Below are 21866 nucleotides of genomic sequence, written 5' to 3'. Positions count from 1 at the left end.
TGGGCTTGCAGGCTGGCACGGCTGGCCCCCTTTTTGGATATGGGCTCCTCACGCAGGCAGGCACAGGGGCCGTCCTCGGGTTGGAAGGCAGCACTGGGACTCTCTTTAACTCTCAATTTGTAAACAATTTGGGGTATTAAATAGAAGTGTTCTCTCTTTAACTCTCAATTTGGGGTATTAAATAGAAGTGTTTGTGCGGGGACAGGGTATGCCAACTGCCAACCAAGTATTACCTGGGCCAAAGCCACCTTAGTCCCAGCCGCCGGTTCTGCCAACGTTCCGGGCCCCCTTCCGGCCGTTGGCCTCGCTGTTGCCTTCGGCTTCAGCCGCAAGCTCAGGAAGCGCATCAAGGCCAGCGCCAGCAACCCTCCCAGCGCCTCCGCCGAAGCCTGAGTCGATACCTGGCACCGTATGGGTGTTTGCAGTGCACATTGCGCGCCGCCTCACACGGCTGCCAGGGTCTGGCTGGCCTCAGGAGTGAGATTTTGACGATTCGCGATCAACGCGATCATTCGGCCATGGCATTTGAGAGCTGTTATGGCAGCAGTTTCGTGCTCAGTTCCTTGCTCAGCGCACGTTCGTCGCGTTCATCGTTGATGCCTACCCATCTGTTGATGTCTGCCCATCTGTAGTCAGTAGTCAACGATCACGCCGACGTTTCCAGTCCGTTTTGCCTCGGGCCATTGGTCCGCCTGAATCTCTCCGCGAGCTGCTGCCATTCCTGCGGCAGCGGCGCCTCAGCCCCGCCGCCATGCCATGGCAGAACCTGCTGGCCTGGGGCCACCCCCATACGACCTGCAGCCTTGCGGCCCGTTCCCCCATCACGCCGCAGCAGCCTGCTGCCCCAATGGGATTGTCTGGCTGGTTTCGCCCTTGGCCGGTAGTGCCGGCAATAGCTCCCATAGCGCCTGGCGCAGCCCTCCAGCGTCGGTGCCAGCTGCAGAAAGGCCGGATGCCACTCGCTTAACCCATCCCCTTCCAACCGCCCATAGTGCCCGTAGTTGCTGTAGGGGTCATGGAAACCCTTACGCACACCCGCTGCCTTGGGGTTGGCGTGGATGTAGCGCAGCGTGGCCAACACACGGCGCGTGTCGCTTGGATCAATCGGCGTGGAAAAGTAGCGCGCCTCCCAGAAGTGGCCGCAGCGTCCCGTGATCCGGTTCAGCGCCATGGCCGAATACCAGCCGATCCACTGCATGATCCGTGGCAGGTCTCTCCCCTGCGGTGGCTGCAACAGCAGATGCAGGTGGTTGGCCATCAGACAGATCCCATGCAACCGAAATCCGAACTTCTTCTTTGCCTGATGCAGCACCCCCAACAGCAGATCCCGCCGCACCCCGCGGGCGATCAGAAAGGCCCGGCTGTTGCAGCGCAGGGTGATGTGAAAGCTGCAGCCATCGGGAAGTTGCCTTGCGGAGCGGCCCATCAGTCTCTGCGCCTCAGGAACAATCGCTTTGAAGCTTTTCTATAGCGCCGCAGAGGGTGCGCAGCACAAGCGCGCGGCCAGTGTGGAGAGCAGCTCCCGCCAGGCGCTCGCCGCCTCCAGATCGCCCAGCCCGGAACCCAACGCCACCGCATCGACCCCGGCTTCCAGCCAGGGCAGCACATCGACGGGCTTAAGGCCGCCGGCGGCGATGCAGTAGGGCAGCGGGGCGCCCAGGGGCTCCCGCAGCCGCCGCCAATGGTCGATGCCGACACTCACCGCGGGGAACAGCTTGACGATGCCGCAGCCCAACCGCCTGGCCTGATGCACCTCGGAGGGGCCCATCACTCCGGGCACCAGCAGCAACTCCCGTTCGGCCGCCCGCTGTTGCAGCTCTGAGTCGAGCACCGGCGACACCGCGTAGCGGCAGCCGGCGGCAACGGCGTCATCCACCCCCTGCGGCATGCACACCGAGGCCGCGCCCAGCTCCAGAGCGGGGAAGCGATCAATCAGCTCCTGCATCTGATCGGCCCAGCCCGGCAGAGGCTGCCAGGCGATCTCCACATGGATAAGACCCAACGCCTGCAGGCGCTCCAGGGTTAGCAGGGCGCTAAGCGGCTCACCAGGGCGAAGCACACTCAGCAGCGGCTGGGCCCGCAGGGACTGGATCAGCCAAGAAGCACTCCCCGCCGGCCCGCAAGCTTCAAACGTATTCGGCAACCTTCACATCACTGCGGATCAAAAGCTCCTGAAGAGCTTCCGCATCCACGGTTTCCTTCTCGACCAGCATGGCAGCCAGTTCATCGAGCACCGGGCGATTGCCGGTGAGCACCGAAGTGGCCCGCTTGTAGGCCTCAGCCACCAGTTCACTCACCTCCTCGTCGATGGCGGCTGCGGTGTCTTCGGAGAAATCACGCTCACTGGCCATATCGCGGCCAAGGAACATGCCGCCCTGACTGCGGCCAAGGGCAACCGGTCCGAGCCGATCGCTCATGCCGAAGCGGGTCACCATCTGCCGGGCGACCCGGGCCACCTGCTGGAGATCGTTTGAGGCTCCCGTGGTCACCTCATCCTCGCCGTAGACAATCTCCTCGGCGACGCGCCCTCCAAGGGCCACCGCCATCTGGTTCTGGAGATAGGAGCGGGAGTAGAGCCCCGATTCCATCCGTTCTTCAGAGGGGGTGAAGAAGGTGAGGCCACCGGCATTGCCGCGGGGGATGATCGAAATCTTCTGCACCGGGTCGTAGTCGGGCATAAGGGCGCCCACCAGGGCATGGCCCGCCTCGTGATAAGCAACCAGACGCTTGCGCTTCTCGCTCATGACCCGATCTTTCTTCTCCGGGCCGGCCATCACCCGCTCAATGGCATCGTTGACTTCATCCATGGAGACTTCGGTGAGCTGGCGCCTGGCCGCCAGGATCGCCGCCTCGTTGAGCAGGTTGGCCAGATCGGCGCCGGTGTAGCCGGGGGTGCGGCGGGCAATTTTGTCCAGGTCAACATCCTTGGCGAGGGTTTTGCCACGGGCATGCACCCCGAGAATCTGAAGACGGCCGGCGTAGTCGGGCCGGTCCACCACCACCTGCCGGTCGAAACGACCGGGCCGCAGCAGGGCCGAGTCGAGCACATCGGGCCGGTTGGTGGCCGCCACAATGATCACGCCGGTGTTTCCCTCAAAGCCATCCATCTCGGTGAGCAGCTGGTTGAGCGTCTGCTCGCGCTCGTCGTTGCCGCCGCCGAGGCCAGCACCGCGCTGGCGGCCCACAGCATCAATTTCATCGATGAAAACGATGCAGGGTGCACTCTTTTTGGCCTGCTCAAACAGATCCCGTACCCGACTGGCACCCACGCCCACGAACATCTCGACAAACTCCGAACCGGAGATCGAGAAGAAGGGCACCCCAGCCTCTCCAGCCACGGCTTTGGCCAGCAGGGTTTTGCCCGTACCGGGAGGGCCCACCAGCAGCACACCCTTCGGAATCTTGGCGCCAACGGCCGTGAAGCGATCGGGGTTCTTGAGGAAATCGACCACCTCGGAGAGTTCAAGCTTGGCTCCTTCGATCCCCGCCACATCGCCAAAGGTCACTTGGGTCTGGGGCTCCATCTGCAGACGGGCCTTGCTCTTGCCGAAGTTCATGGCGGGGTTGCCGCCACCGCCCTGGGCGCGGCGCAACAGGAAAAACAAGCCGCCCAGCAAAAGCAAAGGGAAGATCAGGCTGCCCACAGCCTGCTGCCAACCGGCAGGCTCCCGGCTGGGCTGAACGGCGATGTCGACGTTGTGATCGGTGAGCAGTTTGAGCAGGTCTTTGTCAGGAGCCAGGTTGACGACTGCGCGCCGGCCGTCGTTTTCCACCACCTGAGCCGTGCCCCGATCGGGGGAGATCAGCACCCGGGAGACCTCATTGGCCTGCACCGCCTCTACGAAGTCGCTGTAACGCAGGGTTCGCGGCGCATTGGCCGGATCGGGCCTATCCAGGAAGGCCGTGCCCACGGCAATCACCACGATCACCAGCAGGACGTAGAGCCCCGCATTGCGCCAACGCTTTTTCAAGACCCTTTCTCCAAATGAGAATCAAGTAAAGGAATGTTAACCGGCTGAGGAGCGCAGCACCGCCACCACGCTGCGGAAGGCGAACCATTCGGGTATTTCTTCGCCTCCGCGAAGCATCTGGCGGAACTGGGTGCCACTGAGCTTGCGGATGTGCAGGCCCCGGGCTTGGGCGTGTTCGGCGGTCACGTAGCCCTCCTCCTCGGTGTACACCAGGTTGAGTGAAGGCACGGTTTCCATGCCCAGCTCGGCGGCGTTGTCCCGGGCGAAATCCTGGGCCTGGTAGGGGCCGTAGAAGTCTTCGCCGCTCAGGGAGCTCTTGCAGCCGGCCATGTCGCGGCCAATGATGAAGTGGGTGCAGCCGTAGTTCTTACGGATGATCATGTGCTGCAGGGCCTCGCGGGGGCCGGCCATGTGCATCGAATAGGGCAGGTAGGCCCAACGGATGCGGGGGTTGTCCAGCTCGGCGGCCAGGCGCTCATAGGTCTCGAAGCGCACCTCGCCGGCGATGTCGTCGTCCTGGGTGGGGCCGCAGGTGGGGTGCACCAGCACCACGCCCTGCTCGCTCACATTGGCGGCATCAAGAGCCCGGGTGAACAGCTCGTAGTGGGCCCGGTGGATGGGATTTCGGCACTGAAAGGCCACCACGCTTTGCCCCTCGGGCAGGGTGGCGCGCACCTGGGCTGGGGTCTTGCAGGGGAACACCCGCCGGGGCAAGTCCAGGCCCTGCAGGGCTCCGCCCAGGTAGTAGCGCCCCCTTTCGCTGGCGATCATCTTCACCGCCGGATGCTCGAGCGAGGTGGTGCCGTAGCAACCCTGGGCCTCGCGCGCCTTGTCTGGCTCCCAGCGGCTCTCCACCGACAGCACCGCCAGCTCCTGGCCGCGATAGGTGAGCAGCAGCCTGTCGCCGACGCCAATCGAGCCGTCGTCGGTGTCAAAGACAATCGGCAGGCCAAACAGCAGGCCACTGGTGGTGCGGTGGGTCGCCACCACGGCGTCATAATCCTCCTGGTGCATGAAGCCGCGCAGGGGCGAGAAGCCACCCACCACGAGCAGCTCCACATCACAGGCGTTGCGATCGCTGCACTCGATGCGGCGGCTGATCCCCAACTTGATGGGCTCCCTCTGGCCGGCAGCCACCATCAGGTTCACCAACACCCCCCCATGGGGGGAAATCAGGCCCTCAGAGCTAGCGGGCACTGCAGTTGTGGCATCAACAACGCTCATGACTTGGCCCCCATAACGCTCAAGCCTGCTCGAGGCGGCCATAGAGCTGGCCGACGATCTTGACGTCCACCACGGCCTTGGTACCCATGTCGGAGTCGGAGGGCTGGATGGCGGTGAACACGCCGGCAAATTCGCCAGTGCTGGGATCAACCTTGGTGATCGAGAGGTTCATCGTGCCCGAGCCGTCCACATAGCGCTTGACGGTTTCGCCGGTGAATTCATCGCCGGCGGGCACCAGGCCCACGGCGCTGCTGTAGCCGGTGGTGAGTCCACGCCCCTTGGGGTCGAGGAAGTTGCTGGTGCGGTAGCTGGGAGCCCGATAGGGACCTTCGAAATCGGTGCTGGTGGTGAGGGCGGTGCCGTCGGCACTGGCCACCAGCTCCTTGCTGGAGAAGGTGAAGGGCACCTCCTCACCACCAGGCAGGAGCACGGTGATCGGCTGGAAGTCGATGCCGCCCAGCTCCTTGAAGGTGAGGCCGTCGGCGCCCACGGTCAGATCGCCGTAAACCTGATCCAGGCTCGAGGTGAAGCGGGTGAGGATCTTGCCGGCTACAAACTGGGCCTCCTGGCGCTTGTTGGCGGGCTCGCCCTTCACATACACCTCTGCCGGGTGCATGCAGATCTCGCGGAGCTGGTATTTCGCCGAGGGATCGAGGGCGATGGAACCGCGGGCCGAATCCGGCAGAGTCGGGCAGTCGTTGGCCAGGCCGGTGTTGTGGATGTCGTCGTAGGTGAGGTTGGCGCGATCCACGGCCTTGGCCCCACCGCTGCAGGCGGTCACCAGGGTCAGGCACAGCGCCAGCACGAGGGCCAGCAGAGGACGAAAACGCATGGGGGAACGCCGCAGATACGGCGGTTGGGGACTTGGCTGGGGCGGATCCTACCGGTGCAAAACCCTGATTCCCCGTACGATGTCGCGGCTCTCAACAACCTGTATGGGAGCGAGCCTCGCGAGCGTGGATAGACACATCTGATGGGCCTGACGACCAGCCAGCAGCAGCGACTCACCAGCCAGCTCGGCCAGCTCGAGCTGCTGGCTGGGGAACTGGAGGGCCAACCCGAATCCCTGCTTGCGCTGCTGCGCCAACTGGAGCAGCTGCATCGCTCCGTTCAGGACGGGGCCTTCCGCAGCAGCCTGCCCAGCGACCGCAGCCAGCTCTTCAGGCTGCTGGAGAGCATGGAGCGCAGCGGCGGCTGGCCCTACATCCCCCGCCCCCAACTGCGCAGCTATCTGGATCAGCTGCAGGCCCAGCAGGCGCCCCCCCCGGCTGCTACGGCCGCAGGGCTGTGAGCAACTGCTGGGCAATCGCCAGCTTGGATGCGCTCAGGAGCTGCTGCTCACCCCCTGCGCCACCAAGCAGCCAGCCCTGGTTGGTATCCACGGCGAAGCCGGCTGCGGCCTGATCGATCGGATTGGCAAACAGCAGGTCACAACCCTTGCGGGCCCACTTGGCCCGGGCGGCGGGCAGCACTTCACCCGACTGGGCCGCAAAGCCCAGGATCCTCTGGCCAGCGGGTCTTCTCGCCACCAGGCCCGCCAACAGATCCGGCACGGCCTGCCAACCGGTGCTGAGCTCGGCCGCCAGGTCGTGCTTGCTGAGTTTGGTGTCGAGCGGCTGCTGGCGGCGGTGATCGGCCACGGCCGCCGCCATGGCGATGGCATCGAAGCCGGGTTGGAGCCGCAGCAGGGCCTGCTCCATCTCGGCCGCCGTCTGCACGGGCTCGCAGCAGAGGCCAGCGAGGAGCTGGGGATCGAGGGCCAGGGGGCCATGCACCAGGGTCACCTCGGCCCCCCGGAGCCGCGCCGCCTGGGCCAGCAACACCCCCATGCGGCCGCTGCTGGGATTGGTGATACAGCGAGCCGGGTCGAGGGGTTCGCGGGTGGGGCCGGCCGTCACCAGCAACCGCAGGCCAGACCAATCGCGCTGCCAGCCCCAGAGCTGCAGACATTCCAGGGCCAGCAGCAATTGCAGCGGCTCGGCCATGCGGCCATCCCCCTGGCGGTCACAGGCCAACAGCCCCGCCGCCGGCACCAGGGGCAACACCCGCTCAAAACTGCCCAGCAACTCCCAGTTGCGGCGCACGGCCGGAGCCGCCCACATCGCCGTGTTCATCGCTGCCGCCACCAGCACCGGCGCTTCGCATGCCAATAGGGTGCTGGCCAGCAGGCTGTCGGCGATCCCATGCACCCAGCGACCCAGGCTGGTGGCACTCAAGGGCGCCACCAATACCAGCTCCGCCCACTCGGCCAGCTCCACGTGGAGGGGGCGGGATGCCTGGTGGCTCCACTGGTCGCCGTCGAGCAGGCAGGGATTGCGGCTGAGGCAGGCCAGGGCCACCGGGCTCACCAGCTGGGCCGCCGAGGGGGTGAGCAGGCAGCGCACCTGGGCACCGCGCTGCACCAGGGCGCTGACCACCAAGGGCATCTTGACCGCGGCAATGCTGCCGCTGATGGCCACCAAGATGCGGCGACCCGCCAGGGGGTCAGCTGGCTCTGGCTCAGTTGAGTCTGGCTCAGTCTTCATCAAAGGGTTCCTGATCCACCAGATGCACGTAGGGGCGTGCCAATTCAGGCTTATGAATGGCCAGCGCACGCATCAGGTGCCAGTCGTCCAAGCCGTCGAAGGCGCTGGGATAGTCGTCTTCCTCCAGACGGCGAGCCAGCTCGGCGACTGAGGCTTCATCAAAGGCGGCGAGCCGCTCCGGGGTGATCGACGCTTTCATGGCAAGGAAATGGCGGAGATATCGGAGATAATGGCCAAGGAGAGCTCCGCGGAGCCCGAATTCGGGGAATTAGCTCAGCTGGTAGAGCGCTGCGATCGCACCGCAGAGGTCAGGGGTTCGAGTCCCCTATTCTCCATTTTTATCGCCAACCCGCTTAGGCAGACAGCATGAACTGGCACCCTGACGCCGAGGCCCTGCTGAAGGAGGTGCCTTTTTTTGTGCGGCCGGCCGTGCGACGGCGTATCGAACTAATGGCCCGGGAAGCGGGGATTGGCGAGGTGGATGGGCCCTTTTACGAGCAGGCCAAAGCTCAATTTGGACAGACATGAGCAGGCGATGGGTTAAAAGGGTGGATTAGTCAACGGCCATAGATGTCGCAGTCGAAGCGCGAACAGGTGGTCAGCCACCTGCGGTACATCCGCCAAGAGCTCCGCGAGATGCACCAGGGAGTGATGGATGACGGCCTGCTACCGGAGGCCGGCGAGGTGCGGGGCGTCATGGCCCAGATGGAAGCCCTACTGGAGTTGCTGGAAGGCAAGGCCTCCCGCAAAAAAGACGGCGACAGCTGAGGCTCTGGTCGTCAAGGCCCCCAGGGGACGCTCTGACAAACGTCTGCTGCCCATTGAACAGCCCCGATCCAACCGCTTTGGTTCTGAAGTCCCCATCACCCAGCCCGGGCCACGGCCACGGGCTTTTTATTGGATTCCCCTATATGTGGTGGCAAAAGGCTGCCCAAGCCCCAGAGATGGTGTAGATATGGTGTGGCAGGGCTCGGGCCGGGTGATGGGGATCACCACCGTTCGCTTCCCTGCCACCCTCTTTTGCTGAGGTCTCCGTCGATGCCGGTTCAGCCGTGATCGCCAGACCCCCCGAGCGGCCCTACCAGCAAACCCGCTTCCAGGAACGGGTGGCCCAGGCCAGGGCGGGTTTTGAGCGCTGGGCGGCCAATCCCTGGCGGCGGATTTCGCTGCTGCTGATCGTGTTGTTGGTGAGTTTCAGCATCGGAGGCGTGGTGGGATCAATCACCGGAGCCTTCTCCCAGCTGGATCCCCTGGGGGCCCTGATCTGCGTGGTCGCCATCGAACTGGCCATTCGCGCCCGGGGGCCCCTGATCCGTCGCCGGGGCGACGACTTGGTCTTGCAGCTGATCGACATGGCCCGGATCGGGCTGCTCTACGGCCTGCTGCTGGACGGCTTCAAGCTGCTCTGATCAGGTGCGTTTGATGCCAGCGGCTCGGCTGCTGCCAGCAGATAGAGCAGGGCCATTCTGATTGGAATGCCGTTGCGCACCTGCTCTTCCACCAGGGCAACCTGGGGATCATCCAGCACCTCAGAGGCCAGTTCCACGCCCCGGTTTACTGGCCCCGGATGGAGAACGGGCACGGGGCGGCCGCAGAGGGTGAGGCGCTCAGTGGTGATACCGAAGCGCCGGTGATAGCTATCGAGGCTGGTGAGCAGGTGCTGATGCATGCGCTCCTGCTGAAGTCTCAAAGTCATCACCGCATCGGCGCCGGGCAGGGCCTGCTCCAAGCTGCGGGTGATCCGCACCGGGCCGCGCGTCGCCACCGGATCGGCCGGCTGACCGGGGGGCGGCTCCGCCACGAAATCGGCAAAGGCCTCGGGCAGCAGGGTGGGCGGGCCGCAGAGCACCACCTCGGCGCCACAGGCGGAGAGGGCCCAAAGGTTGGAGCGGGCCACGCGGGAGTGGAGCACATCGCCCACGATCACGATCCGCTTGCCGCGCAGGGCTTCCGGCTTGGGGGCCTCAGGCGCGAAAAAGCGCGCCAGGGTGAACAGATCCAGTAGCCCCTGGCTGGGGTGGCTGTGCAGGCCATCGCCGGCATTGAGCACCGCCACCCGCTCACCGGCCCGGTCAAGGTCGACCGCCAGGCTCTGGGGCACCCCGGCGCAACGATGGCGCACCACCAGCACGTTGGCGCCCATGGCCACGTAGGTGCGGGCCGTATCGAGCAGGCTCTCACCCTTGCTCAGGGAGCTGGAGGAGGGCGAAAAGCTCTGCACATCCGCCGAGAGCCGCCGGGCCGCCAGCTCAAAGCTGCTGCGGGTGCGGGTGCTGGGCTCAAAGAACAGGCTGGTCATCAACCGCCCCTGCAGGGCCGGCAGCTTGCGGGCACCGGCCACCGGCAGGGCGCGAAAGCGCTGGGCCAGGGAGAGCACGGTGGCGTAGTCGTCCAGGGAGAAGGCCGCCAGATCGAGAACATGACGGTGGCTCCAGCTGCTCAAGGGGTGCGGCGGCTCACGCATTCAGGGTAGGGGCTGACGCCAGCGGCGCCTGCAGAGAGTCAGCCATGTTTAGTTTGAATCGATGGGCGATCACCTGAAGATGAGATCTGCGCAACCAGCAGCCAGCCCGACAGCCAGCAGCTTTGGCCTGCTGAAAACAACCTTCCCACCGGTGCCAAGCGACTTCGATCCAGCCACGTTGTTGCAGCTATAGATATGCAACCTCGGGTGATCACACCTGCCAGATGTCCTGCAGCTCGAGCCGCAATCCCGGCAGAAGCTGGGTGGCGGCCTCAATGCGGCGCGGCTCACCTGCTGCCGGCCAGACCTCCACAGCCTGCTCCTCAGGGATCAGCAACCAGCCCAGCTGGGCCCAGTTGGCCTGATAGGCAACCATCTTTCGGCGCAGAGCGTTGAGAGAGCGAGGGCCTTGATCACTGGGGCTGGCCAGTTCCAGCACCACATCCGGACAAATGGGCGGGAAGCTGCGGCGCTGCTCAGGGGTGAGGGCCTGCCAGCGCTCCAGACGCACTACAGACAGCCGCAAATTGCTCCGGGCTGAGACAGAGATCAGCAGGCAACTGCAGGGGGGCCAGAGCGTCTGCAAGTGGAGCTGGCGGAGCAATGGTCATGGCCCCAGCAGGAACGCCAACTCAGCGTAGGAGGGCTGTCGATCACCCTTGGCCCGCTTGCTGACGCTGCGGCTGGCCCGCCAATACCAGCGCCAGGGAAGGTCTTGGCCCTGGCTGATGCCGATGCGGCTGGTTTGCATCAAGTCGGCCGCATCCAAAGCTGCCAGCTCTGGCGGCCGCGGCGCTATCCACAACGCCCGATCGGGATGCACCAGCTGGGCGTCGTGGGAACGATCGATGCCAAAGCAGCGCGCCAATAGGGCAGGACCTGCCGCCAGCCGGTCGAGCTCGCCAGGAAAGGCCACGGCGCGCAGCAGCACCCCATTTGCCCAGTCGACTCGCCCTGTCACCACGTTCACGCAGTGGTGAATGCCATAGCTCACATACACGTAAAACCGCCCTGGCTCCCCAAACAGGGTTTCGTTGCTCGGCGTGCGGCGGCGATAGCCGTGGCAGGCGGGCTCGGATTGGCAATACGCCTCCGTTTCCACAATCACGCCCCACAGCAACTCACCATCGGCTTGGCGTTTCACAAGCAGGCAGCCGATGAGGGCGGGGGCAACCTGCTCGGCGGGGCGGGCGAAGAAGCTCTGGGGGAGGTGCTGGGAGGTCGTGGTGGGTATGGAAGTGGCTTTGGGTGGAAGTGATGAAGCCATCTTGCTGCCACCCCCAAGACTGACCTCAAAACCCAAAGGCCGCGGCGCTTTGCACCAAAGTGGTGGCAGTATTGTCAATTTTTACATTTGCGCAGCACCACCCCAACCGCCTCAGCCTGTCGCTAGCAAGCACTGCTGCTCTGGCACTGGCATCACTACCTCTTGCCATCAGACATGTAGCAGCAGAAGGGCCAAAAGCTGAAGGCACCGAGGCAGCAGACCTTGGCGTGATAGCAGTTACACTAAGGGATGCGATCATATTCAACTACGGCTTTCAAGGCGCACTGCAAGGGGCAGGCACTCACAATCAAGCAGGTTTGGGTGCCTTTATTCCACTCCACGTAAGCAGCAACACTGTTGCCTGCGTGGATGTACTGGTGAATGCCAACTTCAACGACTACGGCAACTACAGCAGCAATCCCAGGTCAACCCCCTGTGGGCTGGTCATGCCAGGACATTCAGTTGCAGCAGCGATGCTGCCTGCTTGAGTCTGCGATCGAAGCAGGCAAAGGTCAGTGGTTGATCCGTGCTCTGGTCGAGTTCATGGGCTGCTGCCAGTTGCACGCTGTCGTAGGCACGCAAAGCGAAAACATCTGCAAATCGCCCAGCTGTTTCAACCAGCGTCTGGCTGACCTCGACGATCATGAACTGATCCCAGCTAAGGATCAGGCGCTGACGGGCCTGTTCAATATCATCCCCACTGATCGGATCTTCTCTCTGACCACGGGCCATACCCGCCATGGCCTCTGCCCAGGTGATCCGGCAGACCGCAATGGCTTCTGCTTGCGAGCTGCTCTGCTCCATCTGATCGGAGTTTGGCTCACTGATCAGCAACTTGATCAAGGCACTGGTGTCGCAGAACAGGATCACCAACTCAACCCCGATCTTCCATCACGATTTCACTGACGAGTTTTCCCTCACCACGCAGCTTCACTGGTGGAGGGAACACCGGCTTTTGGCCTTTCCAACTGACGATCCCTGCATCAATGGCTTTCTGCAGCGGGTTGGTAGGGGTGGAATCGGGCTGCTTGATGGAGGTGAGCCGGGCAATGGGCTTGCGGTGGGAGGTGACCTCCACCACCTCGCCACGTTGAACCCGGCCGAGCCATTCGGAGAGGTGGGTCTTGAGATCCCGCACCGACACCCTGCTTGCGACTACTTCGGGCACGCCTGATCCTCTATTTGCGACCACTTTAGCTGCCTCCCGCCAGGGTGCGGCGTTGATTGTCCGGCGCAGCCATCGCCCCCTGGCCGATGGTCTGCGGGAGGTGATGCAACAGGTGGTGACAGGGCAGGCCTGAGCACGAGAGATCGCACTGGGAGGCGATGCGGGCTCTGGCCACCGCAAAAAGCACATCCGAAGCTCAATTTTTTCCGCATTAGATTGGCAGGATTTACCGCATCGCTGAGCCAGGATGCCGCCCTACACCCCCCGGGTCGTTGATGTAGAATTGAGCGGGCTCCTGGGATCTGCCGGCGCCGTGGTGAGCGAAGGGCCCAAGGCATGTGCCAAGTCGATGACGGCCTCGCAGCAGGCCGCCTCCGCCGTGCTGATCGCCATCGACCCAGGGTTCGCCTCGATGAGGAGCAGTCGGCGGGGCGGGCGATCAAGAGCCTCAGCAACGGATTCCCCACACATACGTTGCCCAGCTCGCCGGCAGCGGCGTCAGCCAGCAGACTGGGCTCCAACGCCCCATGCCCTTTGGCCGCCATGCACTCCTCCGGCTTCACCCTCGCCACAGTGCTGATCTTCGGCAGCGGCCTGTTCGTACTGGCCACCCTGTTCTTCGGCACCAAGGGCGGCTACTACAACACCGACAGCTACGACGGCAACGGCACGGCCCACTAGGGGTTGCTGAGCCGCTCAGCCTCGGGGCAGTCTTCAGAGGTGATCACGTCATCGGGGCTGCCGCTGCGGCACACGTAGGCCAGCCGGGTGCTGACGGCACCAATTGAGTCGAGCCGCACGCTCTCCTCCCAGCTGTGGGTTTCGTCGTCGTCTTCGGCGTGATAGCGCAGGGTCACAAGGTCTCCTTCGATCTCCACCACCGTGGCTTCCTCAATCCAGCGCTGCTGGTCGCGCAGAAAAACCCACACGGGCCGCTGCTCGGCACAAAACTGGTAGAGCTTGCGGTGCAGCATGGGTCCATGGCACTGCTGGATTATGCATCCTAGGCAGACAACCCGGGCCCGTTGCTGTTCACCATGACCCAATCCACCAACCAGCTGCCCCGCAGCACCGACGCCATCCGCCTGCAGCTGCGCAGCTGGCCTGAAGTGGAGGCCTATCTGGAGCAGGGCAAGGGGGTTATCGTGCCCCTGGGCTCCACCGAGCAGCACGGCCCCACCGGCGCCATCGGCACCGATGCGCTCACCGCCGAAGCCGTGGCCCTTGAGGTGGGCCGGCGCAGCGGCGTCCTGGTGACGCCCGCCCAGGCCTTCGGCATGGCCGAGCACCACCTCGGTTTCGCCGGCACGATCAGCCTGCAGCCCTCCACCCTGCTGGCCGTGCTGCACGACGTGGTGCTGTCGCTGGCGCGCCACGGCTTCGAGCGCATCTTCGTGATCAATGGCCACGGCGGCAACATCGCCACCAGCAAGGCGGCCTTTGCCCAGGCCTACGCCACCGCCGCCGACCGGGGCCTGCCGAATGCCCCCCAGCTGCGCTGCAAGCTGGCCAACTGGTTCATGGCCGGGCCGGTGCTGAAGGAGGCCCGCAACCTTTACGGCGAGCGCGAGGGGCACCACGCCACCCCCAGTGAGATCGCCCTCACCCTGCACCTGGAGCCCAGCCTGCAGGCCAAGCAGCGCCCCCTGCCGGAATCGGCCCCAGCCGGGCCGATCCACGGCCCCGAGGATTTCCGCCGCCGCCATCCCGACGGCCGCATGGGCTCCGATCCCTTCCTGGCCCAGGCAGCCCACGGGGAGCGGTTTCTCGATCTGGCCGCCACGGCCCTGACGGCGGATCTGGAGAGCTTCCTGGCCTGAGCTAGCGTCAAGCCCAGCGAGTACCGCCCGATGAGCAAGATCACCGCCGATGATGTGCGCAAGGTGGCAGGGCTGGCCCGCCTCGCCCTGCCGGAGGAGAAGATCGCCACCTACACCGGCCAGCTCGAACGCATTCTGGAATACGTGACCCAGCTGGAAGCCGTGGACACCGAAGGGGTGCCGCCCACCACCAGGGCCGTGGAAGTGGTGAATGTCACCCGCGCCGACGTGGTCACCCCGACAAGCGTGCGGGAGGAGCTGCTCAATCAAGCGCCCCAGCGGGAGGGGGACTTCATCCGGGTGCCAAAAATAATGGCGGATTGACCGGCTAATCGAAGATGAATCGAGGGGTGTCAGCGAACTGGCGACACCGCCGTTCGATGCAGCAGCTCCAACACCCTTCGGCGCGCATGCCGGGTTGGCATCAGCGCCGCCAGCGGCCGCAACTTGCTGCGCTTCTTGCGGTGGCTGCGGACTCCCAGGAAAATGTCATAGAGGAAATTGAGCCCGTCGCTTCTGGTTTCAAACAAACCCAGACGCTGGGGTGATCCTTTGGCATCAAGGATCGGCTTGGTGGCGTGGTATGCAGCTTGGTACTCAAACCAGGGAATCGATGGCCAGAGATGGTGAATCAGGTGATAGTTCTGGCCCATTATCAACCAATTCATCATTCGCCCTGAATAGATGCGGGCATTGTGCCAGCGGTTGCGCGACTGGAAGGGGCGATGGGGCAAGTAGTCAAAAAAGAGGCCCAGAGTGACGCCCACCATCAGGGCTGGCGCAAACCAGCAGTTGAATACAAATGGTAGGAAACCAAACTTCGCTGCCGCAATCACGATCGCCGCAAATATCCCCCTGGCAATCCCCCACTCCAGCAACTCATAGCGGCGCCAGAGACGCCGGCGAAAGAAAAACAGCTCGTGGTAAAAAAACCGTGGCGCGATCAGCCACAGGGGGCCAAAAGTGCTGACGATGTGGTCTGGATCATTTTTTGGGTCGTTGACGTGGGCGTGGTGCTGCAGGTGCACTCGGGTGAACACCGGAAAGCTGAAGCCCAGCAGCAGGGCTGCCCCGTGACCCATCACCGCATTCCAGAAGCGGTTGGGGTGGGCGGCGTTGTGGCAGGCGTCATGGATCACCGTGCCCTCGAGATGGAGGGACAGAAAACCAGTGGTCAGGAGCAGCGGCAGGGGCCACCCCCCCCCAAACCAGCCCCAGATCGTCAGGCCCGCCAGGCCGTAGCCCGCCAGAAACAACCCCACCGTCGGGTTCCAGGCGGCCGGTGGATCGAGAAATTCCCGCGGCACCAGGGTTGATGGCGCTGGCCTGGCACCTGATGGGGTACCAGCTTTGGCACTTGCCACAGCAACGGTATTGGAGGCAGCAGCCAAAACCTGTGTCATCGCAACTGAAGCGTGCCCTAAGCATTGGCCCAGGGCAACCTAAGCAACCAACCATGCCCACCGGGGGACTTGAACCCCCACGACCAAGGCCACTGGTACCTAAAACCAGCGCGTCTACCAATTCCGCCAGGTGGGCGCATGGTGACTGTAGGGAAAGCCCAGCCCGCGCGCCCACAATGGGTGGACCCATTCCTCCTGGCCATGCTCGCCACCCTGGGCGGACTCCTGGCGCTGCTGCTGGGCCTCGCCATCCTGCTCTTACCCCTACTGGCCAGCGAACTCAGCCGGCCCCGGGATTCGGCCTGGGGCGCTGTGGTGCTGCTCCTTGGCTTGGTGCTCGTGACCAGTGCGGATCGCCTCACCGGAGCACCGATGCTGGGCGTGCTCTGCGGCGGCCTGCTGATCGGCCGGCTGGCGGGAGAGGTCTCCCAGGGGCGCTGGCGGCAACTCAGCCCGGAGGAACAGCAGCGGCTCTGGTCTGCCGAACGCTGGCAGACAAGCCTCAAGCAGGCCGGAGCTGCCCTTGCCCAGCTGCTTGCCCTGGTGACAACAGCGAGCGGGGGCCTGGGCCAATGGCTGGCGGAGCGGCGGCAACCAAAAACCACGGGCAAGCTCTGGGTGCGCCCGGAAGCCGCAGAGACGACTGACACAGCTGATAGCACCGTGGTGGTGAGTTCCTTTGCCGAGATCGATGCCCTGATCGAAGCCGAAAATCCTCAAAGCCCGGCCAGCCCCAGCGAGCCCCAGGCCCCCAGCAGCCAGGCGGGATAATCAGCCCTTGCTGCCCCAGGCGCCGTGACCGCCAGCTCTGCGCCCGCCACCTCCTACAAGGACACCCTCAACCTGCTGCAGACGCCCTTCGCCATGCGGGCACACGCCCGCCAGCGCGAACCTGAAATACAGGCGTTCTGGGCCGAGCAGCTCCTCTACGAACGGCTCAGCCAGCAAAACCCCGGCGAGGGCTTCACCCTCCACGACGGCCCCCCCTACGCCAACGGGGCCCTGCACGTGGGCCACGCCCTCAACAAGATCCTCAAGGACATCATCAACAAGACCGCCCTGCTCCAAGGCAAGAAGGCGCGATTTGTGCCGGGCTGGGACTGCCACGGCCTGCCGATTGAACTCAAGGTGCTGCAAGGGCTGAGCAGCAGCGAGCGGGCCGAACTGACCCCGCTCAGCCTGCGCCAAAAGGCCCACGCCTTTGCGCTCGAGCAGGTGGAAAGCCAGAAGCAGGGCTTCCAGCGCTGGGGCATCTGGGCCGACTGGGAGACGCCCTACCTCACCCTGCAAAAGGACTACGAGGCCGCCCAGATCGGTGTGTTCGGCGCCATGGTGCTGGCTGGCCACATCTACCGGGGCCTCAAGCCCGTGCACTGGAGCCCCAGCTCCCGCACGGCCCTGGCCGAAGCCGAGCTCGAATATCCCGACGGCCACACCTCCCCGAGCGTTTACGTGGCATTCCCGGTGGTGGAGCTGGGCGAGGCCCTCGCCAGCCAGCTGGGCGAAGCGGCCGCCAACCTGGCGGTGGCGATCTGGACCACCACCCCCTGGACCCTGCCCGCCAACCTGGCGGTGGCGGTGAACCCAAACCTCGACTACGCCATCTGCCGCAGCGGTGATCGCCACCTGGTGGTGGCCGCCGAGCTGAGCGAAGGCCTCGCCGTCAAGCTGGGCATCGAGCTGACGCCGCTGTGCCGCCTCAAGGGCGCCGAGCTCGAGGGCATCACATACCGCCATCCCCTACTGGATCGCACCAGTGCTGTGGTGATCGGCGGCGACTACGTCACAACCGAAGCCGGCACGGGCCTGGTGCACACCGCCCCCGGCCATGGCGTAGACGACTTCAACACCGGCAAAAAATACGGGCTGCCGGTGCTCTGCCCGGTGGACGAGGCCGGCTACCTCACCGCCGAAGCCGGCCCCTTTGCTGGCACCAACGTGCTCAAGGACGCCAATCCGGCGATCATCGAGGCCCTGGAGGCCGCCGGCGCCCTGCTGCTGCAGGAGCGCTACGAGCACCGCTACCCCTACGACTGGCGCACCAAAAAGCCCACCATCTTCCGGGCCACCGAGCAGTGGTTTGCCTCGGTGGAGGGCTTCCGCGGCGCCGCCCTGGAGGCGATCGCCCAGGTGGAGTGGCTGCCGGCCAGCGGCCGCAACCGGATCGAGGCCATGGTGGGCGAGCGGGGCGACTGGTGCATCAGCCGCCAGCGCACCTGGGGGGTGCCAATCCCCGTCTTCTACCACCGCGAAACCGGTGAGGTGCTGCTCAACGGGGCCACCCTCAGCCACATCCAGGGCCTGATCGCCGAGCACGGCACCGATGTATGGTGGCAGCGCGATGAGGCCGGCCTGCTGCCAGCCGATCTGGCCGCCGAGGCGGCCCAGTGGCGCAAAGGCACCGACACCATGGACGTGTGGTTTGATTCCGGCTCCTCCTGGGCCGGGGTGCTGCAGGAGAGGGGCCTGGGCTACCCGGCCGACCTCTATCTGGAGGGCAGCGACCAGCACCGCGGCTGGTTCCAGAGCAGCCTGCTCACCTCCGTGGCCGTCAATGGCCACGCCCCCTACAGGCGGGTGCTCACCCACGGCTTCACCCTCGATGAGAAGGGCCGCAAGATGAGCAAATCGCTGGGCAACGTGGTGGATCCGGCCGTGCTGGTCGAGGGCGGCAAAAACGAGAAACAAGACCCCGCCTACGGCGCCGATGTATTGCGCCTGTGGGTGAGCTCGGTGGATTACTCCGCCGATGTGCCCCTGGGGCCAGGGATCGTGAAGCAGCTGGCCGACGTGTATCGCAAGGTGCGCAACACGGCCCGCTACCAGCTCGGCAACCTGCACGATTTCGATCCGCGCCCCCAGGCGGAGGGCGGCGACGCCGTGGCCTACGCCGAGCTGCCGCTGCTGGACCAGTGGATGCTGCAGCGCACCGCCGCCCTGATCGACAGCGTGACGGGAGACTTCGAGCGCTTTGAGTTCTACCGCTTCTTCCAGGCGCTGCAGAACTTCTGCGTGGTCGACCTCTCCAACGTCTACCTCGACATCGCCAAAGACCGCCTCTACGTGAGCGGGGCCGCGGAGTTCCGCCGCCGCAGCTGCCAGACCGTGCTGCACCTGGTGGTGGAACGGCTGGCCGGCCTGATCGCGCCGGTGCTCTGCCACATGGCCGAAGACATCTGGCAGAACCTGCCCTACCCGGTGGCCGAGGCCTCGGTGTTCGAGCGGGGCTGGCCCACCGCTCCTTGCGACTGGCGCCGGCCGGAGCTGGAGCCGCCGATGGGCGCCATTCTCGAGCTGCGTGCCCTGGTGAACCGCCAGCTCGAGAGCTGCCGCAAGCAGGGCGACAGGGGCAGCAGCGAGGGCCGGGAGCGGGGCATCGGCGCCTCCCTGGAGGCCCAGGTGCAGCTCACCCTGGCGGAAGGGGCGAACACCACGGCGCTGGCAGAGGCCCTGGCCTGGCTGGCAAGCTCCGCCCACCCCAGCGTTGACAATCTCACCGACTGGCTGCTGGTGTCGGCCCTGCACATCGGCGGCGAGGCCCCAGAAGCCGTGCTGGCGGAGGCGAAAGCCGACGGGGTGACGGTACGGGTGGCCCGGGCCGCCGGCCAGAAATGCGAGCGTTGCTGGCACCACGAAACCGACATCGGCCGCCACCCCAGCCACCCCACCCTCTGCGGCCGCTGCGTGGCCGTGCTGGAGCCCTGAGCCAAACTGGTATGTGCCTCCCAGGGCCAACTCAGAGCCAGGCTGGGGCTTGCAGGTAGGCCTGGGGATTGCTGCCGGCGGCCAACACCTGCTCCGCAGCTGGGTCGAGCGGGCCAGCCAGCAACTCGGCCGTAAGCAGCCGCACCCCCTCGGGCAGCAATGGCTGGTCGGGATCGAAACCGGTGGGGTGGGTGGTGCTGCTGGAGAAGCCGCGAAAGATCAGCAGCTCGTAGGGCTCCTCGAGCGCGCCCGCCGAATCGAGGGCACCGCGCAGGCGCAGCACCCGATCCGGCCGCTCTCGGCTGATCGCCTCCAGCCCAGCAATCAGAGCGTTGGCGGCCAGGGTCATCAGAACTCCCCCGCCACCCGGCCCTGCTTGGGCAGCCGCACCAGCAGCCACTGCAGCAGCCCAACGCCGTAGGCCACCAACCCCACATAGCCGATGAAAGCTGCCACCCCAGGGGTCCAGGAGCCGCCGAATACAAAGGCAAACACCCCCACCAACTGCTGATGGAGCCCAAGGGGCGGCTGGATCCAGATGGAGCAGGCGGGCCGATCCAGGCCAGCGCTGGCCATGCAGCCCAGGGCTGTCGTGCTGAGGGCTGCCCCCAGCAGGCCCCACACCGTCAAGCTCCAGCGCCAGACGCGCAGGGTGAGGGGCAGGGCTCGCCAGGGAGGCATGTCTGCCAGTTCCTCGTTGAGATCCACCCAGAACCAGACACTCGCCACCACCAGCAACTGGGCCAGCACCGCCAGCAGAAAACCAAGGGGACGGCGGTCGGTCAGCAAGAGGGTGACGAGCAGCAGCAGGCTGGCCACCTTCCAATAGATGCCAAGCAGCCGCACCAGCGCCCCCTCCCGGCGCAGGCCAGCCCAGATCAGCAGCACCAGCGGCAGACCGATGCTGAACAACATGGCCACTCGGACGTCGAGCCACACCAAAGAGCGATACAGAGGTTCTGGCAGGACAGCGAGCACACGGTTAGTTCGGTAAGGCGCCATTATCCGCGGCCCCCGGCAGGCGATATGGTCCGACTTATGGCTGCATTTTCCCTGCCCAGCTGGCTGTCCCGCCACATTGGACCCAACCGGGGCCAGGCCTGGTGCCGCACCGCCCTGGCCTCTGAAACCTCCCTGCAGGCATCGGTGGAAACCATCGTTCACCAGCTGCGCGGTGCCGGGCCGGCAGACCTGGCCCTGGTCTTTGCCGCCGCCAGCTACGCCAGTGACCTGCCCAGGCTGCTGCCGCTGCTCCAGGAAAAACTGCGGGCCAGCCACTGGATCGGCTGCCTCGGCGGTGGGGTGGTGGGCACCGACGCCACCGGCACCCCCCATGAGCTGGAAAAAAAGCCCGCCCTGAGTGTCACCCTGCTGCGCCTGCCCGGCGCCCAGCTGCAGCCCTTTGCCATCGACACCGAGACCCTGCCCGACCTCGATGGTCCGGCCGAGCCCTGGCGCGCCCTGCTCAACGCCGCAGAGACGACGGGCGGCTCGCCCAGCCCCTCGATGCTGCTGCTAGTGGATCCCAGCTGCTCACGCATCAACGACCTGATCAGCGGCCTCGATTACGCCTGCCCCGAGGCGGTGAAACTGGGCGGAATCGCCGGGCAACACAGCGCTGGCCACGGCTCCTTGCTATTTGGCAACCAGGTTGCCCGGGGAGCCGTCGGCTGCCTGATCGGCGGCAGCTGGCAGCTCGACCCGGTCGTAGCCCAGGGCTGCCGGCCCATCGGACCGGTATTCGACATCGAACAAGCCCAGCGCAATGTGGTGCTGGAAGTGAGCCAGGGCCAGGACCGCCGCAGCCCGGTGGCAGCCCTGCAGGCGATCCTCACCGACCTCAGCCCCCAGGAGCGGGTGCTGGTCAAGCACTCCCTCTTTCTAGGGGTGGGGCGCAGCAACTTCAACCTAGACAGCGCCGAGCCCTCCAAGCCAGGGGCCTTCCTCGTGCGCAACCTGATCGGCGTGGACCCGCGCAACGGAGCCGTTGCCGTGGCCGAGCGCATGCGGGTGGGCCAACAGGTGCAGTTCCAGCTGCGCGATGCGGAGGCCTCCCGCCAGGAACTAAGGCAGCTCCTGGCCCAGCAGCAAGCCCAGACGCCCAACCCCCTGGCCACCCTGCTATTTGCCTGCCTCGGTCGCGGCGAAGGCCTCTACGGAGCAGCAGATGGCGATGTGAATCTCTGCCGTGAAGCCTTCCAGCAGGTGCCGATTGCCGGGGTGTTCTGCAATGGCGAGATCGGACCGGTCGCCGGCAGCACCTACCTGCACGGCTACACCGCCAGCCTGGCTTTTTTAGTGCCCCGGGGAGAAGGCTGA

The 21866-nt window shown here is 65.3% G+C and carries 28 protein-coding genes and 2 tRNA genes; 12 read left to right on the top strand and 18 right to left on the bottom strand.

Annotation, left to right across the window (positions count from 1 at the left end; genetic code table 11):
* Positions 1 to 646: 646 nt before the first annotated feature.
* The 5 genes from H8F27_RS09680 to psbO are packed head-to-tail and all read right to left on the bottom strand — an operon-like array spanning position 647 to position 6027.
* Positions 647 to 1426 (bottom strand): transposase, encoded by a 780-nt coding sequence (locus H8F27_RS09680; protein WP_197147925.1) that lies wholly within the window; start codon positions 1424 to 1426, stop codon positions 647 to 649.
* Between the two features lie 39 nt (positions 1427 to 1465).
* Positions 1466 to 2143: a bifunctional 4-hydroxy-2-oxoglutarate aldolase/2-dehydro-3-deoxy-phosphogluconate aldolase gene (locus H8F27_RS09675; protein ID WP_255517689.1), complete on the bottom strand. Its 678-nt coding sequence runs from the start codon at positions 2141 to 2143 to the stop codon at positions 1466 to 1468.
* Entirely contained in the window at positions 2127 to 3971 is a 1845-nt protein-coding gene (gene ftsH3 / locus H8F27_RS09670; RefSeq protein ID WP_197147924.1) for an ATP-dependent zinc metalloprotease FtsH3, read from the bottom strand. The genes H8F27_RS09675 and ftsH3 overlap by 17 nt, the downstream gene beginning before the upstream one ends.
* 36 nt (positions 3972 to 4007) lie before the next feature.
* On the bottom strand, positions 4008 to 5195 hold the full coding sequence (gene sat, locus H8F27_RS09665; protein WP_197147923.1) for a sulfate adenylyltransferase: 1188 nt from the start codon (positions 5193 to 5195) through the stop codon (positions 4008 to 4010).
* Between the two features lie 19 nt (positions 5196 to 5214).
* A complete protein-coding gene (gene psbO / locus H8F27_RS09660; protein WP_197147922.1) occupies positions 5215 to 6027 on the bottom strand; it encodes a photosystem II manganese-stabilizing polypeptide in 813 nt (270 codons plus the stop codon).
* Positions 6028 to 6168: 141 nt separating this feature from the next.
* Between psbO and H8F27_RS09655 the strand changes: the two genes are divergently transcribed.
* On the top strand, positions 6169 to 6486 hold the full coding sequence (locus tag H8F27_RS09655; RefSeq protein ID WP_197147921.1) for a hypothetical protein: 318 nt from the start codon (positions 6169 to 6171) through the stop codon (positions 6484 to 6486).
* On the opposite strand, the gene coaBC is transcribed toward H8F27_RS09655, so the two are convergent.
* Both coaBC and H8F27_RS09645 read right to left on the bottom strand, forming a co-directional pair.
* Complete coding sequence (coaBC, locus tag H8F27_RS09650) at positions 6467 to 7720, bottom strand: bifunctional phosphopantothenoylcysteine decarboxylase/phosphopantothenate--cysteine ligase CoaBC (protein ID WP_197147920.1); 1254 nt, start codon at positions 7718 to 7720, stop codon at positions 6467 to 6469. The genes H8F27_RS09655 and coaBC overlap by 20 nt on opposite strands.
* Positions 7710 to 7919 carry a DUF2555 domain-containing protein gene (locus H8F27_RS09645; RefSeq protein WP_197147919.1) on the bottom strand — a complete coding sequence of 70 codons (210 nt, stop codon included), beginning with the start codon at positions 7917 to 7919 and terminating at the stop codon, positions 7710 to 7712. Before H8F27_RS09645 ends, coaBC begins: the two co-directional genes overlap by 11 nt.
* Before the next feature lie 63 nt (positions 7920 to 7982).
* Between H8F27_RS09645 and H8F27_RS09640 the strand changes: the two genes are divergently transcribed.
* The 4 genes from H8F27_RS09640 (at position 7983) to H8F27_RS09625 (ending at position 9129) form a co-directional block, all read left to right on the top strand.
* Positions 7983 to 8055 (top strand) — tRNA-Ala (locus H8F27_RS09640).
* Positions 8056 to 8086: 31 nt separating this feature from the next.
* A complete protein-coding gene (locus tag H8F27_RS09635) occupies positions 8087 to 8248 on the top strand; it encodes a PCP reductase family protein (RefSeq protein WP_197147918.1) in 162 nt (53 codons plus the stop codon).
* Between the two features lie 42 nt (positions 8249 to 8290).
* Positions 8291 to 8488 (top strand): hypothetical protein, encoded by a 198-nt coding sequence (locus H8F27_RS09630; protein ID WP_197147917.1) that lies wholly within the window; start codon positions 8291 to 8293, stop codon positions 8486 to 8488.
* 284 nt (positions 8489 to 8772) lie between these two features.
* Positions 8773 to 9129, top strand: coding sequence for a DUF565 domain-containing protein (locus H8F27_RS09625; RefSeq protein ID WP_197147916.1), 357 nt, complete (start codon positions 8773 to 8775; stop codon positions 9127 to 9129).
* On the opposite strand, the gene H8F27_RS09620 is transcribed toward H8F27_RS09625, so the two are convergent.
* The 3 genes from H8F27_RS09620 to H8F27_RS09610 form a co-directional block, all read right to left on the bottom strand.
* Positions 9093 to 10163, bottom strand: a complete 1071-nt coding sequence (locus tag H8F27_RS09620; protein ID WP_197153485.1) for an aspartate carbamoyltransferase catalytic subunit — start codon at positions 10161 to 10163, stop codon at positions 9093 to 9095. The genes H8F27_RS09625 and H8F27_RS09620 overlap by 37 nt on opposite strands.
* A 232-nt stretch (positions 10164 to 10395) precedes the next feature.
* Positions 10396 to 10695 carry a Uma2 family endonuclease gene (locus tag H8F27_RS09615; protein WP_231596178.1) on the bottom strand — a complete coding sequence of 100 codons (300 nt, stop codon included), beginning with the start codon at positions 10693 to 10695 and terminating at the stop codon, positions 10396 to 10398.
* Between the two features lie 96 nt (positions 10696 to 10791).
* Positions 10792 to 11451, bottom strand: coding sequence for a DNA-3-methyladenine glycosylase (locus H8F27_RS09610; RefSeq protein WP_197147915.1), 660 nt, complete (start codon positions 11449 to 11451; stop codon positions 10792 to 10794).
* A 62-nt stretch (positions 11452 to 11513) separates the two neighbouring features.
* Here H8F27_RS09610 and H8F27_RS09605 point away from each other — a divergent pair, with 62 nt between their 5' ends.
* On the top strand, positions 11514 to 11939 hold the full coding sequence (locus H8F27_RS09605) for a hypothetical protein (RefSeq protein ID WP_197147914.1): 426 nt from the start codon (positions 11514 to 11516) through the stop codon (positions 11937 to 11939).
* On the opposite strand, the gene H8F27_RS09600 is transcribed toward H8F27_RS09605, so the two are convergent.
* The 3 genes from H8F27_RS09600 to H8F27_RS09590 all read right to left on the bottom strand — a co-directional run bounded on the left by H8F27_RS09600 (position 11896) and on the right by H8F27_RS09590 (position 12794).
* Positions 11896 to 12255, bottom strand: a complete 360-nt coding sequence (locus H8F27_RS09600) for a type II toxin-antitoxin system VapC family toxin (protein ID WP_231596660.1) — start codon at positions 12253 to 12255, stop codon at positions 11896 to 11898. The two genes, H8F27_RS09605 and H8F27_RS09600, sit on opposite strands and share 44 nt — an antisense overlap.
* Before the next feature lie 70 nt (positions 12256 to 12325).
* The gene (locus H8F27_RS09595; RefSeq protein WP_231596177.1) at positions 12326 to 12619 is read right to left on the bottom strand and encodes a type II toxin-antitoxin system Phd/YefM family antitoxin; all 294 of its coding nucleotides are present in this window, start codon (positions 12617 to 12619) and stop codon (positions 12326 to 12328) included.
* 25 nt (positions 12620 to 12644) lie between these two features.
* The gene (locus H8F27_RS09590; protein ID WP_197147912.1) at positions 12645 to 12794 is read right to left on the bottom strand and encodes a hypothetical protein; all 150 of its coding nucleotides are present in this window, start codon (positions 12792 to 12794) and stop codon (positions 12645 to 12647) included.
* A gap of 368 nt (positions 12795 to 13162) precedes the next feature.
* On the opposite strand from H8F27_RS09590, the gene H8F27_RS09585 reads away from it, so the two are divergent.
* The gene (locus H8F27_RS09585; RefSeq protein ID WP_197147911.1) at positions 13163 to 13300 is read left to right on the top strand and encodes a hypothetical protein; all 138 of its coding nucleotides are present in this window, start codon (positions 13163 to 13165) and stop codon (positions 13298 to 13300) included.
* Here H8F27_RS09585 and H8F27_RS09580 read toward each other — a convergent pair.
* Complete coding sequence (locus tag H8F27_RS09580) at positions 13297 to 13593, bottom strand: DUF6679 family protein (protein ID WP_197147910.1); 297 nt, start codon at positions 13591 to 13593, stop codon at positions 13297 to 13299. The two genes, H8F27_RS09585 and H8F27_RS09580, sit on opposite strands and share 4 nt — an antisense overlap.
* Before the next feature lie 63 nt (positions 13594 to 13656).
* On the opposite strand from H8F27_RS09580, the gene H8F27_RS09575 reads away from it, so the two are divergent.
* Both H8F27_RS09575 and gatC read left to right on the top strand, forming a co-directional pair.
* Positions 13657 to 14439, top strand: coding sequence for a creatininase family protein (locus H8F27_RS09575; protein ID WP_197147909.1), 783 nt, complete (start codon positions 13657 to 13659; stop codon positions 14437 to 14439).
* Between the two features lie 30 nt (positions 14440 to 14469).
* Positions 14470 to 14763, top strand: a complete 294-nt coding sequence (gene gatC, locus H8F27_RS09570) for an Asp-tRNA(Asn)/Glu-tRNA(Gln) amidotransferase subunit GatC (RefSeq protein WP_197147908.1) — start codon at positions 14470 to 14472, stop codon at positions 14761 to 14763.
* A gap of 29 nt (positions 14764 to 14792) precedes the next feature.
* Here the strand turns inward: gatC and crtR are convergent, their stop codons facing one another.
* Both crtR and H8F27_RS09560 read right to left on the bottom strand, forming a co-directional pair.
* Positions 14793 to 15842 carry a beta-carotene hydroxylase gene (gene crtR / locus H8F27_RS09565; protein WP_197147907.1) on the bottom strand — a complete coding sequence of 350 codons (1050 nt, stop codon included), beginning with the start codon at positions 15840 to 15842 and terminating at the stop codon, positions 14793 to 14795.
* A 54-nt stretch (positions 15843 to 15896) separates the two neighbouring features.
* Positions 15897 to 15978 (bottom strand) — tRNA-Leu (locus tag H8F27_RS09560).
* 65 nt (positions 15979 to 16043) lie between these two features.
* On the opposite strand from H8F27_RS09560, the gene H8F27_RS09555 reads away from it, so the two are divergent.
* Positions 16044 to 16613: a Ycf66 family protein gene (locus tag H8F27_RS09555; RefSeq protein WP_197147906.1), complete on the top strand. Its 570-nt coding sequence runs from the start codon at positions 16044 to 16046 to the stop codon at positions 16611 to 16613.
* 93 nt (positions 16614 to 16706) lie between these two features.
* Positions 16707 to 19547 (top strand): isoleucine--tRNA ligase, encoded by a 2841-nt coding sequence (ileS, locus tag H8F27_RS09550; protein ID WP_231596659.1) that lies wholly within the window; start codon positions 16707 to 16709, stop codon positions 19545 to 19547.
* A gap of 31 nt (positions 19548 to 19578) precedes the next feature.
* Here ileS and H8F27_RS09545 read toward each other — a convergent pair whose 3' ends face one another.
* Together H8F27_RS09545 and H8F27_RS09540 are read right to left on the bottom strand one after the other, a co-directional pair.
* Positions 19579 to 19896, bottom strand: a complete 318-nt coding sequence (locus H8F27_RS09545; RefSeq protein WP_197147904.1) for a hypothetical protein — start codon at positions 19894 to 19896, stop codon at positions 19579 to 19581.
* Positions 19896 to 20513 carry a DUF3177 family protein gene (locus tag H8F27_RS09540; RefSeq protein ID WP_197153483.1) on the bottom strand — a complete coding sequence of 206 codons (618 nt, stop codon included), beginning with the start codon at positions 20511 to 20513 and terminating at the stop codon, positions 19896 to 19898. The genes H8F27_RS09545 and H8F27_RS09540 overlap by 1 nt, the downstream gene beginning before the upstream one ends.
* 72 nt (positions 20514 to 20585) lie before the next feature.
* Here H8F27_RS09540 and H8F27_RS09535 point away from each other — a divergent pair, with 72 nt between their 5' ends.
* Positions 20586 to 21866 (top strand): FIST N-terminal domain-containing protein, encoded by a 1281-nt coding sequence (locus H8F27_RS09535; protein WP_197147903.1) that lies wholly within the window; start codon positions 20586 to 20588, stop codon positions 21864 to 21866.

The sequence above is a fragment of the Synechococcus sp. CBW1108 genome, from assembly GCF_015840335.1.
Taxonomy (GTDB): Bacteria; Cyanobacteriota; Cyanobacteriia; order PCC-6307; family Cyanobiaceae; genus Cyanobium_A.
Note: the sequence above shows the minus strand (reverse complement) of the source record. Positions and strands in the feature narration are given on the sequence as shown.